Source organism: Variovorax sp. FG153, from assembly GCF_057809595.1.
The window spans coordinates 104,827-118,118 of record NZ_JBMDKG010000018.1 but is presented as its reverse complement, the minus strand read 5'-3'; the positions used below and the strand labels follow the sequence as shown (position 1 = coordinate 118,118).

Below are 13,292 nucleotides of genomic sequence, written 5' to 3'. Positions count from 1 at the left end.
CGAAGGAGCTCAGTCGAGCAGAACGGCGCCGTCGAGCGGCCGCACCGAATCGAGCGCCTGCGCCACGCGCTCGTGCAGCACGGCGAGCAGCAGGTCGGTGTCGATGCCGGTCATGAGGAAGGGGGCGGCGCCGCGGCGGATGCAGTCGGCCACGTAGGCAATGTCGGCCACGCCGCCGATGGCCAGCGGCTTGCCGGCGCGCGCGCAGGCCGCGAGCGCGGCGTCGTGCGCCTCGCGCAGCCGCGGATGCACGGCGGGGCCGCCCGCGAGGTTCATCTCGGCGCCGAGGTCGTTGCTGCCGATCGCCAGCAGGTCCACGCCCGGCACGCGGGCGATGGCCTCGATGTTCTCGATGCCGCGCGGGCTCTCGATCAGCAGCTTGACCACGGTCGAGCGGTTGGCGCGTTCGCGCAGTTCGGCGGCGGGCAGCCGGCGATAGCCGAAGGCGGGCAGCGCGGCGATGGCCGAGCGATGGCCCTCGGGCGGAAAGCGGCAGGCCGCGACCGCGTCGGCCGCCTGTTCGGCCGTTTCCACGCGCGGCACGATGATGCCGGCCGCGCCCGCGTCGAGCAGCCGGCCGATCACGCCGTATTCGCGTTCGGGCACGCGCACGAAGGGCACCAGGCCGATGTCGAGCGCGGTGGCGCAGATGGCGCCGGCCGCGTCGATCGGCATCGCGCTGTGCTCGAGGTCGACCCAGATCGCATGGTGGCCGCTGGCCTTGGCCAGCCGCGCGATCTCGGCGCCGCGCGCATGGCGCACGCCGAGCGCGGCCACCCACTGGCGGCGCGCGAGCCGCTGCATCACGGGGCTGGTGCTGCCGGCGGAGGCCGGCGAAGGGGTGTCTCTTGTCTCCATGGCGGCGACTGTAGGCAGTCGGCCTTATATTTGGAAATACTGATTGCTCACAGATTCCCATACGCAGGAGATATCGATGGAACTACGGCATCTGCGCTATTTCGTGGCGGTGGCGGAGGAGCTGAACTTCACGCGCGCGGCACAGCGGCTGCACATGGCGCAGCCACCGCTGAGCACGCAGATCCGCCTGCTCGAGGAGGAGCTGCAGGTGCGCCTGCTCGACCGCGACAAGCGCCGCGTGCACCTCACGCAGGCCGGGCGCCACTTCCTCGAGCGCGCGCAGGCGATCCTCGCCTCGGTGGAATCGGCCAAGGGCGAGGCGCGCGACGCGGCGACGGGCGGCATCGGCAAGATCGCGCTGGGCTACACCGCCTCGTCGATGCTGTCGGCCACGCTGCCGGCCGCGATCCGCGAGTTCCAGGCCGCGCATCCGCGCATCGCGCTGGCGCTGCACGAGATGACCTCGCTCGACCAGCTCGACGCGGTGCACGGCCACGAGCTCGACCTCGGCATCCTGCGCCATCCCAACGTGCCGATCCCCGCGGGCATCGCGATCGAGGCCTGGTACCAGGCGCCGCTGATGGTGGCGGTGCCGGCCACGCATCCGCTGAGCCGGGCCCCGGTGCGCATCGCCGACCTGCGCGACGAGCCGCTGATCCTCTACCCGCGCCATTCGGGCATCGGGCTGTACTGGAAGGTGCAGGAGCTGTGTTCGAAGGCGGGCTTCCGCCCGCGCATGGTGCAGGAGGCGCGCGACGCCTCGACCATCGTCGGCCTGGTGTCGGCCGGCGTGGGCCTCGCGATCGTGCCCAGCGGCACCGAGTCGATCCGGCTCGAGGGCGTGGTCTACCAGCGGCTGCGCGAGAAGAGCGCCGTCTCGGCGCTGCACCTGGGCTACCGCGAGGCCGACCCGAACCCGTACCTGGGCCTGCTGCTCAAGCAGCTGCGGCGTTCGGCACGGGTCTGAGCGGGCTCAGGCCGGCACGGCGTCGATGTTCGGCCGGTCCCAGTGCCGGTGCTTCGCGATCGCGGCGACGAAGTCCTGCGCGATCTGCTGCGCGGCGCTGGTGTCGCCGAGGTTGGTGACCGGCGTGGCCGCCACCACCACGCCCGGCGGCAGGCTGTCGGCCGGCGTGTCGGCGGCGATGCCCAGGGTGGACAGCAGTTGCACGCCCTCGCCCACCGTGCACACGGCCTTGCAGTGCTTGAAGGCCTCGAGCACGAAGTGCACCGCGTCGCCGCTGGCGGCCAGGGCGCGCGCACCCTCGGCGCCCGCGGGCACCAGCACCGCGTCGAACATCACCGAGGGCATGTTGGCGAAGGTGGCGTCGGTGTCGACCTGGCGCTTGGAGCCGCTGACCACCGAACCCAGGCGCGGGCCCACGACCTTGCATTGGGCGCCGGCCTGTTCGAGCGCCTCGCGGATCGGCTTGAGCGAGGCCGAGTCGATGCCGTCGGCCACCAGGATCGCGACCTTGCGCGTGCGGATCGAGCCGTCGCCGGTGCCCGCCATGCTGAGCGCGGGCGACTCCTCGATCGGCAGGTGGATGCGGTGCTCGCGGAAGCCCGCGCGCCCGGCGGCCGCGCGCGCATCGGGCTCGCCGATGCCCAGCGGCTCGGCCACGCGGCGCGCCAGCTTCTCGTCGACGTGCGCGAGGTTGTCGACCATGCGCTGGCGGATCGCCGGCACCTCCACCTTCGACAGCTCGAAGCGGAAGGCCGCGACGATGTGCTCCTTCTCGGGCGCGCTCTGGCTCTCGAAGAACAGGCGCGCCTGCGTGAAGTGGTCGTCGAAGGTGTGACTGCGGCGGCGCAGCTTGGGCGCTTCGTAGTCGGCGTCGGGATAGCTCTGGAAGCCGGCGCTGTCGCCGTCCACGCGGAACTCGGCGCCCGAGCCCAGCGTGTTGGGCTCGTAGGCGACCTGGCCGCGCGCGATGGTCTGGCGGTGCATCCCGTCGCGCTGGAAGTTGTGGAACGGGCACACGCCCTTGTTGATCGGCAGCTCGTGGAAGTTGGCGCCGCCCAGCCGCGAGATCTGCGTGTCGGTGTACGAGAACAGCCGCCCCTGCAGCAGCGGGTCGTTGGTGAAGTCGATGCCCGGCACCAGGTGGCCCGGGTGGAACGCCACCTGCTCGGTCTCGGCGAAGAAGTTGTCGGGGTTGCGGTTGAGCACCATGCGGCCGATCTTCTGCACCGGCACCATCTCCTCGGGGATCAGCTTGGTGGGGTCGAGCAGGTCGAAGCCCAGCGTGCCCTCCTTCCCCTCGGGAATCATCTGCACGCCGAGCTCCCATTCGGGGAAGTCGCCGTTCTCGATCGCCTCCCAGAGGTCGCGGCGGTGGAAGTCGGGGTCCTTGCCCGCGATCTTCTGCGCCTCGTCCCAGGCCAGGCCGTGGATGCCGAGCTTGGGCTTCCAGTGGAACTTCACGAAGTGGCTCTCGCCGCGTGCGTTGACGAGGCGGAAGGTGTGGACGCCGAAGCCTTCCATCATGCGCAGGCTGCGCGGGATCGCGCGGTCGCTCATGGCCCACATCAGCATGTGGGTGGTCTCGGGCATCAGCGAGGCGAAGTCCCAGAAGGTGTCGTGCGCGCTCGCGGCCTGCGGCATCTCGTGGTGCGGCTCGGGCTTCACGGCATGGATCAGGTCGGGGAACTTCATCGCGTCCTGGATGAAGAACACCGGCACGTTGTTGCCCACGAGGTCGTAGTTGCCCTCGCGGGTGTAGAACTTGACGGCGAAGCCGCGTACGTCGCGCACGGTGTCGGCCGAGCCGCGCGAACCGGCCACGGTGGAGAAGCGCACGAACACCGGCGTCTTCGCATCGGGGTCCTGCAGGAAGTCGGCGCTGGTGAACTGCGACATCGACTTGTAGACCTGGAAGTAGCCGTGAGCCGCCTCGCCGCGCGCATGCACCACGCGCTCGGGGATGCGCTCGTGGTCGAAGTGCGTGATCTTCTCGCGCAGGATGAAGTCCTCGAGCAGCGTGGGTCCGCGCCGTCCGGCCTTCAGCGAGTTGTGGTTGTCGGGAATCCGCAGGCCCTGGTTGGTCGTCAGCTCGGCCCCGTGGTCGAGCGTGAAGCCCTCGAGCTGCTGCTGCTTGGCATCGCTGGCGTCCCCCGCTCTGGAAGTCTTGGCGGGCTTGGCGCGCCGGGCGGCGGCCTTGTTCTGTGGCGTCATCGAGGGGCTTTCTGGGTGTCTTGGAAGGAGCTCAGGCTCATCCGGCGCCGCCGTTGTCGAGAAGCATGTCCAGCACATTCACCAATGCGACCAGGCAGATGCAGCCAGCGACGGCGGCAACGGACCAGATCAGGATCTCGTCGCCCCAATGGGTGGCGAACGAGTCGAACAGCGACGAAAACTCCATGATTCCCTCCAGCGGACCGGTTGAACGCGCCCGTGCGATATGGATCGCTCTGGCCAGGACTTGCGACCTCTCCCTGCCTGGCTTCGATACGGGCGGAGACCGAGCGTAGGGGTCGCACCGCGCGAAACCCGTAGTGGCGCCCCGCCCCCGTCTGTGGGAGAGCGGACGCCGCTGCGGTAGGAAGACGCCGACAGCGCGACGGACTACGAGCGATGCGCGCGTTGACCCCGCGCGCGCGCATGTCTTCGACCCCAAGATGGGTGTCGGGGAATCTCCCCCGCGAAAGAACCCATGCTCATCCGGATCGGCTTCGACATCGAGCTCGCGCTCGCCACGGCCCCCATCGCGCCCACCGCGCTGGTCTACATGCTGCAGGTCCATCCCTCGCGCGTGGCGGACCTGCGCGGCGGCGGCGAGCAGCTCACGCTCGAGCCGCCGCTGTTCACCGACCACTACTTCGACGCCTTCGGCAACGCCTGCGCGCGCGTGCAGATCCCCGCGGGCGTGACGAACGTGCGGCTGCGCAACCAGGCCGTGATCGCCGACCCCGGCACGCCCGACCCGGTGGAGCGCGACGCCGTCGAGCACGCCCCCGCCGCGCTGCCGGTGGAGACGCTGGCCTTCCTGCTGCCCAGCCGCTACTGCGAGGTCGACAGCGAGCTGCTGCAGTTCGCCTGGGACCGCTTCGGCGGCGTGGCGCCGGGCTGGTCGCGCGTGCAGGCGATCTCGGACTTCGTGCACGGCCACCTGCGCTTCGACTACGCGAGCGCGCGCGCCACGCGCACCGCCGCGCAGGGCCTGCGCGAGGGCACCGGCGTGTGCCGCGACTTCGCGCACCTGGCGATCACGCTGTGCCGCTGCATGAACATCCCGGCGCGCTACGTGACCGGCTACCTCGGCGACATCGGCGTGCCGCCGGTGCGCTCGCCGATGGACTTCAGCGCCTGGTTCGAGGTCTACCTCGGCGACCGCTGGCACACCTTCGACGCGCGCCACAACCAGCGCCGCATCGGCCGCGTGACGGTGGCGCGCGGGCGCGACGCGGCCGACGTGCCGATCACGATGATGTTCGGCGCGCACACGCTGGCGCGCTTCGAGGTGACGACTGTGGAGGTCTAGGGGGTTCTGAATACGGGCAGCCGTACGCAGAGGGCGCGAAGGTTTCGCGAAGGACGCAGAAGAAAACCCCAAAAAGTGGGCTGTCGTCGCACGACCGCCTCGCACCGTTCCTGCGATGTTGGGCGCACGGCGATCGCCTGGGCGCGGCCCACACATTTCGGCTGTTCTTTCGCGTCCTTCGCGTAATCTTCGCGCCCTCTGCGTACGGCTGCCCGATCCCGCATTCATGTGGCACATTCAGCCCCGCATGAGCCACCTCGACCTCAACCTCGTCCGCGTGTTCGTCGCGATCTACGAAACCCGCAGCGTGACCCATGCGGCCGAGCGGCTCGACGTCACGCAGTCGACCGTGAGCTACGCATTGGCGAAGCTGCGCAAGGTCTACCTCGACCGGCTGTTCTCGCGCGGCAGCGACGGCCTGGTGCCCACGGGCATGGCCGAGCAGTTGTTCCAGCGCTTTCGCGAGGCGCTGACCATGGTCGAGGGCACGCTCGAGCAGAACGCCAGCTTCGATCCGCTGCGCTCGACGCGGCGCTTCCGGCTCGCGATGTCGGACATCGGCGTTTTGTACTTCGTGCCGCCGCTGCTGCGCCGCTTCCAGGAGGTGGCGCCGCGCATCGAGATCGAGATCGCGCAGATCTCCGACACGCTGGGCGAGGAGCTGTCGACCGGGCGCCTGGACATGGCGGTCGGCAACATCCCCTCGCTCGGTTCGCCGATGCACGGCGCGCTGCTGTTTCGCGAGCACTACGTGTGCCTGATGTCGGCCAGCCATCCGAGCATCGGCGAGCGCATGAGCCTCGCGGCCTTCTCGGCGGCGCGCCACGTGATGGTGTCGTCGCCGCGCTCGGGCCACTTCCTGATCGAGGACATGCTGGCCGAGCGCGGCATCAACCGCAACATCGTGGCGCGCGTGCCGCAGTTCACCGTGCTGCCGCAGCTGCTGTCGCAGAGCGACCTGCTGGTGCTGCTGCCCTCGCGCGTGGCCGACCTCTACGTGCGCCAGGGCGGGCTCAAGGCGCTGCCGCTGCCGCTGGCGCTGCCCGACTTCCAGGTGCAGGCGCACTGGCATGCGCGCCACGAGTACAGCGCGGCGCACCGCTGGCTGGTCGACGAGATCGTGCGCACGCTCGGCAAGCTCTGAACCTCACACGAGGCAGCGCCTGACGGCCTCCTCGTTCCACGCGATGCCGGTGCCGGGCTCGGCCGGCGCGGTCGCCATGCCGTCCTCGAAGGCCAGCGGCCGTGCCAGCACCGGCGCCGCCAGGTCCATGCGCTCGAGCAGGTGGGCCGTCGGCGTCACCGCCATCAGGTGCACGCTGACCTCCTGGAAGATGTGGCTCGACATCGGCACGCCGTGCGCCTGCGCCAGCGCGGCGGCGCGCAGCCAGCCGGTCACGCCGCCGATCTTCATCGCGTCGGGCATCGCGAGATCGCAGGCACCGGCCTGCAGCGCCTTGGCCATCTCCTCGGGGCCGCACCAGTTCTCGCCCATCTGCAGCGGCAGCGCCACGCGCTCGCGGATGCGCGCATGGCCCGCGTAGTCCTCCTGCAAGGTGGGCTCCTCGACCCAGCCGACGCCCTCGTCCTCGAGCGCGCGGATGCGGCGCACCGCCTCGGGCACGCTCAGGCCCTGGTTGTAGTCCACCAGCAGCTCGACACGCTCGCCGACGACGGCGCGCAGCGCGCGCACCACCTCGAGGTCCTCCGCCAGCGTGGCATGGCCGATCTTGGTCTTGATGGTGCGAAAGCCCTGCGCCGCCGCGAGCGCGGCGCGCTTCGTGCCGAGCGCGAGGCCGTCCATGCTGTGGCTGTCGTAGGCGGCGATGGCGCGGCGCGTGCCGCCCAAGAGCTCGACCAGCGGCACGCCGCGCGCCCTGGCCAGCGCGTCCCAGGCCGCCATGTCCAGCCCGGCGCCGGCCATCAGCGCGATGCCGGTGCGGCCCAAAAGACGCAGCCGCTGCGCCAGCAGCCGGTCGAGGTCGAAGGGCGCGAGCGGCTGGTCCTTGAGCACGCTGCCCAGGGTCAGCACCATGCGCCGCGTGGCGCGCAGCGCGAGCGGCGTGTAGGTGAACAGGTAGGCATGGCCGACGGTGCCGTCGTCCGCGTGCAGGTCGACCAGCACCAGCGGCGCGGTCGCCACCACGCCCACGCTGGTGCGCACCGGATGCTCGAGCGGCACGTTGACGCAGCGCGCCTGCACGTCGGCCACGCGCAGGCCGGTATCGGGGATGGAGTTCATGCGTGCGTGGTTCCTCACAGGCCCAGGTAGGCGGCCTTCACGCGCTCGTCGCCGAGCAGTTGCGCGGCCGGCCCGCCGAGCGCGATGGCGCCGGTCTCGAGCACGTAACCGCGATCGGCCACCGAGAGGGCGGCATGCGCGTTCTGCTCCACCAGCAGGATCGGGATGCCGCGCGACTTCAGCCGCGCGATGACGCCGAAGATCTCCTTCACCAGCAGCGGCGCCAGCCCCATCGAGGGCTCGTCGAGCAGCAGCATGCGCGGCTCGCACATCAGCGCGCGCGCGATCGCCAGCATCTGCTGCTGGCCGCCCGACAGCGTGCCGGCCGCCAGCAGGCGCTTCTCGCCGAGCACCGGGAACAGCGCGTACATCTCGTCCAGCCGCTGCGCGCGGCGCTCGGCGCGCGTGTAGCCGCCCAGCAGCAGGTTGTCCTGCACCGACAGCGGGCCGAACACCTGCCGGCCCTCGAGCACCTGCGCCAGGCCGGCGCGCACGCGCGCGTCGGCGCTGTCGCGCGCGATCTCGCGGCCGAACAGGCGCACGCTGCCGGCACTGCCGCGGATCAGGCCCGAGACCGCGCGCAACAGCGTGGTCTTTCCCGCGCCGTTGGCGCCGACCAGCGCCACCAGTTCGCCCGCGCCGACCCGCAGGTCGATGCCGTGCAGCGCCTCGATGCGGCCGTAACCGGCGCGCAGGCCGCTGACTTCCAGTGCGACATCGCTCATGCGGCAGCCTCCGCCTCGGTGCCCAGGTAGGCCGCGATCACCTGCGGATTGGCGCGCACCTCGGCGGCGGTGCCCTCGGCGAGCTTGCGGCCGTAGTCGAGCACCAGCAGGTGGTCGGAGATGTTCATCACCAGCTTCATGTCGTGCTCCACCAGCAGCACCGTCACGCCCGAGGCGGCGATGCTGCGGATCAGTTCGGTGATCTCGTGGGTCTCGGTGTCGTTGAGGCCCGCGGCCGGCTCGTCGAGCAGCAGCAGGCGCGGCCGGCTCGCGAGGGCGCGCGCGATCTCGAGCCGCTTGAGCAGGCCGAACGAGAGCTGCGTGGCATGGGCATGCGCATGGCGGCCCACGCCCACGTAGTCGATCAGCCGCAGCGCCTCCTCGCGCAGCGCGGCATCGGCGCGGCGCGTGGCGCCGGTCATGCCGCCCAGCAGCGAGCTGCGCGTGTGCAGGTGGGCGCCGAGCATCACGTTCTCGCAGGCGGTCATGTTCATGCACACCTGCAGGTTCTGGAAGGTGCGGCTCATGCCGCGCCGCGCGAGCCGGTCGGGCGCCATGCCCGCCACGTTCTCGCCGTCGAGCAGGATCTCGCCGCGCGTGGGCTCGTAGACGCCGCTGATCAGGTTGAACAGCGTGGTCTTGCCGGCACCGTTGGGCCCGATCACCGAATGCACCGAGCCGGCGCGCACGCTGAAGCTCACGTCCTGCATGGCGTGCACGCCGCCGAAGGACTTGCTGAGGTTCTTCACTTCGAGCATGGCTCAGCCCTTCCTGCGCAGCCGCAGCGCGAGCGTGGGCACCAGCCCCTTGGGCAGGAACATCATGGTGAGCATCAGCACCAGGCCGAAGAACACCATCTCGTAGCCGTGCAGGCCGCCCAGCAGCTGCGGCAGCGCGGTCAGCAGCGCGGCGCCGAGCAGCGCGCCGAAGGTCGAGGCCATGCCGCCCAACACCACCATGGTCGCGAGCTCCACCGAATGCGTGAAGGCCGCCAGCGAGGGGCTGATGAAGCCCAGGTAGTGCGCCGTGAGGCTGCCCGAGACCGCGGCGAACACGGCCGACACCACGAAGGCGCGCACCTTGAAGCGCGCCACGTCCACGCCCATCACGCGCGCCGCCACCTCGGAGCCGTTGAGGCCGCGCAGCGCGCGCCCGGCCGGCGATTCGTAGAGGTTGAGCGACAGCAGCACCGCGAGCCACAGCAGCACCGCCGCCAGCGCGTACCAGTGCAGCACCTTGGCGAAGGCGAAGCCGGCCACCGCCAGCGGCGGCACCGGCATGCCGTCGGGGCCGCCGGTCCAGTCGACCTCGTTGATCAGCACGATGTTGACGATCACGCCCAGCCCGAGCGTGGCCATGGTCAGCGAATGGCCCTTGAGACGCAGGATCGGCTTGGCGATCAGCCAGGCCACCAGCGCCGCGCCCACGGCCGCGGCGCAGATGGCCGGCAGCGCGGGCCAGCCGAAGCGCGCCGTCACGATGCCGCTGCCGTAGGCGCCGATGGCGACGAAGGCCGCGTGGCCGATGCTGATCTGGCCCGCGAAGCCCATCAGCAGGTTGAGCCCGATGGCGGCGATGGCCGCCAGCGCGATGCGCACCGCGACGTCGATCACGTAGTTGTTGGGCATGGCCAGCGGCAGCAGCGCCAGCACCAGGGCCAGCAGCAGCAGGGAGGGACGCAGCAGCGCCCGCGAGGACGCCTTCATACGCGCTCCGCTCCCTTGCTGCCGAACAGGCCGTGCGGCATGACCAGCAGGATGAACACGATCAGCACGAAGGGCACGGCGTCCTTGTAGGCCGAGGAGACATAGCCCGCCATCAGCGCCTCGAGCAGCCCGACGATGAGGCCGCCGACTACCGCGCCGCCCGCGCTGCCGAGCCCGCCCAGCGTGGCGGCGACGAAGCCCTTCATGCCCAGCATCAGGCCGATGTCGTAGACCGTGGTGGTGATCGGCGCGGCCACCACGCCGGCCACGGCGCCCAGCAGCGCCGAGAGGCCGAACGAGAGCTGCAGCACGCGCGAGGTCGGGATACCGACCGCGCGCGCGGCCAGCGCATTGGCCGCCACCGCGAGCATCGCCTTGCCCACCATGGTGAAGCGGAAGAAGGCGAAGCACAGCGCCACCAGCAGCGCGGCCGTGCCCAGCACCCACAGGCTCTGCGGCAGCACGTAGGCGCCGAGGATCGACAGCGCCGCGTCGCCGCTGAAGGCCGGCAGGGTCTGCTGGTTCTTGCCGAGCACGATCTGCACCACGCCCTGGATGAAGATCGAGGCGCCGATGGTGATGATGATCAGCGACACCACGCTGGCCTCGCCCGCGGGCTTGATCGCGAGCCGGTACAGCAGCAGGCCCGCCACCACCGTGGCCAGCACGCCGCCGGCCACGGCCACGCCGTAGGGCAGGCTGGCGCCGAGCAGCGCGGCCGTGATCATGGCGCCGAGCATGAGGAAGTCGCCCTGCGCGAAGTTGATGACGCCGCTGGCGTTGTAGATCAGCGAGAAGCCCAGCGCGGCCAGCGCGTAGATCGCGCCGGTGGTGAGTCCCGAGAAGACGAATTGCATGAAGTCAGCCATGGCGTGCTCCGGCGTGGGAAAGCCCGGCGCTGCCGGGAAAGGGAAGGTTGGCGAGCAGGTGATGGGGCGCGACCTCGTCCACGCGGTCGGCGCCCAGCAGCACCAGGGTGCGGGCGATGTCGTCGACCAGGCCGGCCAGCACGCCGCGCGCGCCCGCCTCGCCGTCGCAGGCCATGCCCCAGACCGCGGCGCGGCCGACGAAGGCCGCGGTGGCGCCGGCGGCCAGCGCCTTGACCACGTCGCTGCCGCGCCGGAAACCGCCGTCGACGAACACCGGGATGCGCCCGGCCACGGCATCGACCATGCGCGGCAGCACCGAGATGGTCGAGGGCGCCGCGTCGAGCTGGCGGCCGCCGTGGTTCGACACCACGATGCCGTCGGCGCCGTGGCGCACGGCCAGCGCGGCGTCGCCCGGATGCAGCAGGCCCTTGACCAGCAGCGGGCCGTCCCACAGCCGGCGCAGCCAGGCCAGGTGCTCCCAGGCCAGGGTGCGGTCCATGGTGCGCGACAGCAGCGCGGCCTGCAGCTGGGCCGAGGTGGCGCCGTCGTCGGCCTCGGCCAGGTTGACGAACGAGGGCGAGCGGCCCTGCATCGCCATCGCGAGCGACCAGCGCGGATGCAGCGCGAGGTCGAGCAGGGTCGAGGGCGTGAAGCGGAACGGCAGCCGAAAGCCGTTGCGCACGTCGCGCTCGCGCAAGCCGCTCACGGCCGCGTCGACCGTCAGCACCAGCGCCGAATAGCCGGCGGCGCGCGCACGGCGCACCAGCTGCTCGGCGATGGCGCGATCGCCCATCACGTAGAGCTGCATCCATTGCAGCGCCTCGGGGTCGCGCCGCAGCGCGGCCTCGCGCACCGCCTCGAGCCGGTCGTTCGATGGCGTCGACAGCACGTGCGGCACGCCGGTGGCGGCCGCCGCGCAGGCCAGCAGGGTGTCGCCATGCGGGCGCACCAGGCCCGAGAAGCCCACGGGCGCCACGCCCAGCGGCGCGGTCCAGCGCCGGCCGAACACGGTGATGCCGGGGTCGGCATGGCGGGTGTCGCGCAGTGCGGTCGGCACCAGGTGCAGCGCGGCCAGGTCGGCCTCGTTGCGCCGCAGGCAGTCCTCGGTCTCCGCGCCGCCGTCGACGTAGTCGAAGACGAAGCGCGGCAACCGCCGGCGCGCCTGCCGGCGGCGATCGTTCGCATTGAGATTCATGCGCTCTCCGTCGATGCGCGCGAACTCAACGGACTTCCACGAACTTGCCGTCCTTGATCTCGACCATGCGGAACGCGGACACGTCCAGGCCCATGTGGTCGGTGGCCGACATGCGGTAGATGCCGCTCACGCCGACGAAGTCCTTGGTGGCCTCGATGGCATCGCGCAGCTTCTGCTTGTCGGTGCCGCCGGCGCGCTGGATCGCGTCGATCAGCAGGTACAGCGCGTCGTGCGCGTAGCCGCCGAAGGTCGACACGTCCATCTTCGCGGTCGACTCGTAGTCCTTGGCATACGACACGCTGACCTTCTTCTGCGGATCGGCATCGGGCAGCGCCTGGGCGATCAGCAGCGCGGGCGAAGGCATGCGGATGCCTTCGGAGGACTTGCCCGCGATGCGGATGAACTCGGTCGAGGCCTGGCCGTGGGAGGTATAGAGCGGCTGCTTCATCGCGAGCTGCTGATGGTTGCGCGCGATGATGGCCGGCGCCTGGCCGGTGCCGAACACGAACACGGCCTGCGCGCCCGAGGACTTGATGCGCGTGAGCTGCGGCGTGACGTCGGTGTCCTTCTCGCCGTAGGTCTGGTCCTCCACCACCTTCAGGCCCAGCGTCTCGGCGAGCTTGAGCGTCTCGGTGCGGCCCGACTTGCCGAAGCCGCCGGTGTCCGACAGCAGCGCGAACTGCGTGAAGCCGCGCTTCTTCATCTCGCCGAGCACCTTCTCGGCCGCCATGCGGTCGGAGTGCGGCATCTTGAAGACGTAGGGCTTGACCGGCTCGACGATGACCGAGGCGGCGGCCAGCGAGATCAGCGGCATCTTCGCGGCCTCGGCCTGCGGCACCATCGCCATGGTCGAGCCGGTGGTGGAGGCGCCGAGGATCGCGTCGACCTCGTCCTGCATGATCAGGCGGCGCGTGAAGGCATTGGCCTTGTTCGCGTCGCTGGCGTCGTCGTAGAGCACCAGCTCGAGCTTGCGGCCGAGCACGCCGCCGGCCGCGTTGATCTTGCGCACGTACATCTCGAGCGTCTTCTGCTGCGGATCGCCGAGGAAGGAGGCCGGGCCGGTGGCCGAGACCACGGCGCCGATCTTGATCGGCCCGGCCGCATGGACCTGCGCGGCCAGCGGCAGCAGCAGCGCGCCGGCCAGCAGCGCGTTGACGGCGCGGCGGCCGAGGGAGGTGGAAGTCTTGCTGTTTCTCATCGTCTTGTCTCCTGT

At 70.9% G+C, this 13,292-nt stretch carries 13 protein-coding genes; 3 read left to right on the top strand and 10 right to left on the bottom strand.

The features are described 5' to 3' along the window. Nucleotides 1-9: 9 nt before the first annotated feature. A complete protein-coding gene (locus tag ACODT0_RS20475; protein ID WP_261209098.1) occupies nt 10-858 on the bottom strand; it encodes an HpcH/HpaI aldolase family protein in 849 nt (282 codons plus the stop codon). A 76-nt stretch (nt 859-934) separates the two neighbouring features. Here ACODT0_RS20475 and ACODT0_RS20470 point away from each other — a divergent pair, with 76 nt between their 5' ends. Further along, nucleotides 935-1,825: a LysR family transcriptional regulator gene (locus ACODT0_RS20470; RefSeq protein WP_057593299.1), complete on the top strand. Its 891-nt coding sequence runs from the start codon at nt 935-937 to the stop codon at nt 1,823-1,825. Between the two features lie 6 nt (nt 1,826-1,831). Here ACODT0_RS20470 and katE read toward each other — a convergent pair whose 3' ends face one another. Next, nucleotides 1,832-4,036, bottom strand: a complete 2,205-nt coding sequence (gene katE / locus ACODT0_RS20465; RefSeq protein ID WP_057593300.1) for a catalase HPII — start codon at nt 4,034-4,036, stop codon at nt 1,832-1,834. 37 nt (nt 4,037-4,073) lie between these two features. Next, nucleotides 4,074-4,223 (bottom strand): hypothetical protein, encoded by a 150-nt coding sequence (locus ACODT0_RS20460; protein WP_172705381.1) that lies wholly within the window; start codon nt 4,221-4,223, stop codon nt 4,074-4,076. Between the two features lie 291 nt (nt 4,224-4,514). Here ACODT0_RS20460 and ACODT0_RS20455 point away from each other — a divergent pair, with 291 nt between their 5' ends. Beyond that, nucleotides 4,515-5,342, top strand: a complete 828-nt coding sequence (locus ACODT0_RS20455) for a transglutaminase-like domain-containing protein (RefSeq protein ID WP_057593301.1) — start codon at nt 4,515-4,517, stop codon at nt 5,340-5,342. Between the two features lie 247 nt (nt 5,343-5,589). Beyond that, a complete protein-coding gene (locus ACODT0_RS20450; protein WP_203204107.1) occupies nt 5,590-6,486 on the top strand; it encodes a LysR family transcriptional regulator in 897 nt (298 codons plus the stop codon). Between the two features lie 3 nt (nt 6,487-6,489). On the opposite strand, the gene ACODT0_RS20445 is transcribed toward ACODT0_RS20450, so the two are convergent. Genes ACODT0_RS20445 through ACODT0_RS20415 form a run of 7 tightly spaced genes read right to left on the bottom strand, consistent with a single transcriptional unit; the run spans nt 6,490 to nt 13,277 of the window. Continuing rightward, nucleotides 6,490-7,584: an enolase C-terminal domain-like protein gene (locus ACODT0_RS20445; protein WP_489042156.1), complete on the bottom strand. Its 1,095-nt coding sequence runs from the start codon at nt 7,582-7,584 to the stop codon at nt 6,490-6,492. A gap of 14 nt (nt 7,585-7,598) precedes the next feature. Continuing rightward, nucleotides 7,599-8,309: an ABC transporter ATP-binding protein gene (locus ACODT0_RS20440; RefSeq protein WP_057593304.1), complete on the bottom strand. Its 711-nt coding sequence runs from the start codon at nt 8,307-8,309 to the stop codon at nt 7,599-7,601. Then, nucleotides 8,306-9,067 (bottom strand): ABC transporter ATP-binding protein, encoded by a 762-nt coding sequence (locus ACODT0_RS20435; RefSeq protein WP_057593305.1) that lies wholly within the window; start codon nt 9,065-9,067, stop codon nt 8,306-8,308. The genes ACODT0_RS20440 and ACODT0_RS20435 overlap by 4 nt, the downstream gene beginning before the upstream one ends. A 3-nt stretch (nt 9,068-9,070) precedes the next feature. Next, the gene (locus ACODT0_RS20430) at nt 9,071-10,015 is read right to left on the bottom strand and encodes a branched-chain amino acid ABC transporter permease (RefSeq protein ID WP_057593306.1); all 945 of its coding nucleotides are present in this window, start codon (nt 10,013-10,015) and stop codon (nt 9,071-9,073) included. Beyond that, complete coding sequence (locus ACODT0_RS20425; RefSeq protein ID WP_093350744.1) at nt 10,012-10,884, bottom strand: branched-chain amino acid ABC transporter permease; 873 nt, start codon at nt 10,882-10,884, stop codon at nt 10,012-10,014. The genes ACODT0_RS20430 and ACODT0_RS20425 overlap by 4 nt, the downstream gene beginning before the upstream one ends. Further along, a complete protein-coding gene (locus tag ACODT0_RS20420; RefSeq protein ID WP_489042155.1) occupies nt 10,877-12,079 on the bottom strand; it encodes an alpha-hydroxy acid oxidase in 1,203 nt (400 codons plus the stop codon). Before ACODT0_RS20420 ends, ACODT0_RS20425 begins: the two co-directional genes overlap by 8 nt. Before the next feature lie 25 nt (nt 12,080-12,104). After that, on the bottom strand, nt 12,105-13,277 hold the full coding sequence (locus tag ACODT0_RS20415) for an ABC transporter substrate-binding protein (protein WP_261209135.1): 1,173 nt from the start codon (nt 13,275-13,277) through the stop codon (nt 12,105-12,107). Between the last annotated feature and the right edge of the window lie 15 nt (nt 13,278-13,292).